Below are 2,623 nucleotides of genomic sequence, written 5' to 3'. Positions count from 1 at the left end.
TTTGGTGGATGATTACGAAAAGCAAATTATTGAAGATGCATTATTTCTCCATTCTGGTCGCGTCGCTGATGCCGCAAATTATCTGCAAGTACCGCGTAAAAAGCTCTACTTACGAATGAAAAAACATGGTTTAGAAAAGGATGACTTTAAAAGTCGTTATTAGTTTTTCAATTTTAGGTGGTGGATCAGTTTGATAATGCTGGCATGGTAATGAAAGGCCGCTACATAAAGTATCCAATACAAAAAAAGTACAAAAAAAGCAGCGCTCAATTGCGCTGCTTGATGTAGCTGAATCTATGCTATTGGAATGTGGAAATCACTATTCACTCGTCTAAAAAATGAGGCTAAATGATAGCTTGTTCCAAAATTTCCCGTGATTTTTCAAGCGTGATGGCTTGCTGTTCACCCAAAACAAGCATTCCATGTGCGTTCAGTTGAGCGATAACTGCGTCTATGGCCGCTTGTTTGCTACTGTTATGATCCGCAAATTGAGTTGGAACATTCAAGCTGTGGTAGAAGGCTTCAATCGCATCGATTGTGCGTAAGGCAAGATCGCTAGTTTGATTGAGTCCAAAGACATTTTTGCCCATTTGCTCAAGTTTAGCGCGTTTGTTCTCAAGTTGATTGCGCAGTAGGGAAGGCTGCACAATCGCTAGCGAACGGGCGTGATCAACATGCCATAATGCGGTGAACTCGTGACCAATCATATGAGTCGCCCAATCTTGTGGAACGCCAGTACCGATCAGGCCATTTAGTGCTTGGTTCGCTGTCCACATCAGGTTTGCTCGCCATCCATCATTATCACGCTGGTCATATTGTTGACCCAATACCAGCAAGTTTTTAAGTAAAGTTTCGGCATAGCCGTCTTGAACCATTGCATTGGTTGGCAAGGTTAAATATTGCTCACAGACGTGTACCCAAGCATCAACAATACCGTTGATCAACTGGCGCTCAGGCAGTGATTTCATTACATCTGGATCAAGCACTGCGAACTTAGGCTGTACCGCTGGAGCCATAAAGGCCAATTTGTCTTGTGTTTGTGCTTTGGTAATGACCGCACCCATGTTGGATTCAGAACCGGTTGCTGGCAGAGTCAGAATTGCACCGATAGGCGTAGCTTCAGTAACTTGATGTTTACCCACCATGATGTCCCAGCCATCCCCATCATACTTAGCCGCCGCGGCAACGTATTTTGAACCATCGATAACCGAACCACCACCCACGGCAAGAATAAAGTCGATGTCCTGTTCTTTGACGATAGCAACCGCTTTATCTAAGGTTTCTTTGGTTGGGTTTGCTTCTACACCTGAAAACTCGATCCATTGGTGGTCAGTGAGTGCACTCACGACTTGGTCATAAACACCATTTTTTTTGATCGAACCGCCACCGTAGATCACCAGTACTTTTTGGTCAGTTGGAATCGCCTGACTGATCGCCGAGATTTGGCCTTGGCCGAAGTGAATTAGAGTAGGGTTAACATAAGTAAATTTCATTATTCTCACCTTTGCTTATAGAAAAGGAGGCGGCGCCTCCAAGGCAGTGTTTTACGATGTGCATATTAGTATTAATTATCCAGTCAATATAGACCAATTTCTCGAAATTAATTGCCTAATTCTCTAATTGTCGTATTCTTCCTTCAGTTTTGATAAGGGGGCATTATGAGTAAACTGGCGCAACTGATGCAGCAATACATTGAAAAACAATCTTTAGATCATTTGGAAGGTATTCACCAAACGGCAGTGCCGAGCGTATTGTTTTATCGCAGCAGCCGCGGTAATGGTAGACAACCCCTTGTGTATCAATCCGGTATCATATTGTTGGGGCAAGGACATAAACGCATTCATATTGGTAGCCAACCCGTAAATTATGGCCCTAATGATTACTTGGTTGTTGGGGTACCTTTACCACTTGAGTGCGAAGCTTTTGCGTCAGAAAGTGAACCGTTATTGGGCTTGACTATTAATATCGATCACTCACTTCTCCTTAAACAGGTTGATCGACTTGAGGCTTCTGGTTTTTTATCTGATTGCATAGACAAATCAAAATGCGGGCTGAAATCAGTAGAAATGGGCGCAAAGATGCAAGCAAGTGCGATTCGTTTGATGTCTGCATTGGTTGATGATCTTGAAGCTAAAGTGCTTGGCGAAAGCTTAGTCGAGGAGATTGTGTTTCGGGCATTAACCAGCGAGCACGGTTATGTGCTTTTTGATCTCGCTCATCAAGAAGGGCACTACGCCCGGATAGCCAAAGCGTTGAGTAAAGTACATCAAGAATATGATCAGTCCATTACCGTTCAGTTGCTCGCCGAAGAAGCCAATATGAGTGTTTCGGCGTTTCACCACGCCTTTAGGCTGGTGACGTTAGAATCTCCTTTACAATATTTAAAAAAAGTCAGGCTTAACAGAGCGAAAGAGCTGATTCGTGTGGAAGGCAAGCGTGTGAACGATGCCGCTCGCTTAGTTGGTTATGCCAGCGCATCTCAGTTTAGTCGAGAATATAAGCGACATTTTAATGAAACCCCAAGAGGAGTACAGCGTTAGAAATCGCGCATAAAGTTAAACTCTACATTTTTGTAACAATTAGTGTTGTTGCATATTTTTTGCTCTTTTTGATAGTGTGTAAG

Annotated in this window: 3 protein-coding genes; 2 read left to right on the top strand and 1 reads right to left on the bottom strand. The window is 43.2% G+C overall.

Annotated features, from left to right (window positions below; translation table 11 throughout):
- The coding region (locus B9J87_RS12125) for a helix-turn-helix domain-containing protein (RefSeq protein WP_303396262.1) at positions 1-163 on the top strand (163 nt) is incomplete at its 5' end.
- 181 nt (positions 164-344) lie between these two features.
- Here B9J87_RS12125 and B9J87_RS12120 read toward each other — a convergent pair.
- Positions 345-1,493, bottom strand: coding sequence for an iron-containing alcohol dehydrogenase (locus tag B9J87_RS12120; protein WP_094150945.1), 1,149 nt, complete (start codon positions 1,491-1,493; stop codon positions 345-347).
- A 165-nt stretch (positions 1,494-1,658) separates the two neighbouring features.
- Here B9J87_RS12120 and B9J87_RS12115 point away from each other — a divergent pair, with 165 nt between their 5' ends.
- A complete protein-coding gene (locus B9J87_RS12115; RefSeq protein ID WP_047689683.1) occupies positions 1,659-2,540 on the top strand; it encodes an AraC family transcriptional regulator in 882 nt (293 codons plus the stop codon).
- Positions 2,541-2,623 lie beyond the last annotated feature (83 nt).

Origin of the sequence: Vibrio sp. V19_P1S1T109 (assembly GCF_002241375.1) — a bacterium.
GTDB lineage: Bacteria > Pseudomonadota > Gammaproteobacteria > Enterobacterales > Vibrionaceae > Vibrio > Vibrio anguillarum.
Note: the sequence above shows the minus strand (reverse complement) of the source record. Positions and strands in the feature narration are given on the sequence as shown.

Excerpts from the sequence above, each read along its gene's own strand:
- B9J87_RS12115 (WP_047689683.1), top strand. The coding sequence starts at position 1,659 with ATGAGTAAACTGGCGCAACTGATGCAGCAATACATTGAAAAACAATCT.
- B9J87_RS12120 (WP_094150945.1), bottom strand. The coding sequence starts at position 1,493 with ATGAAATTTACTTATGTTAACCCTACTCTAATTCACTTCGGCCAAGGC.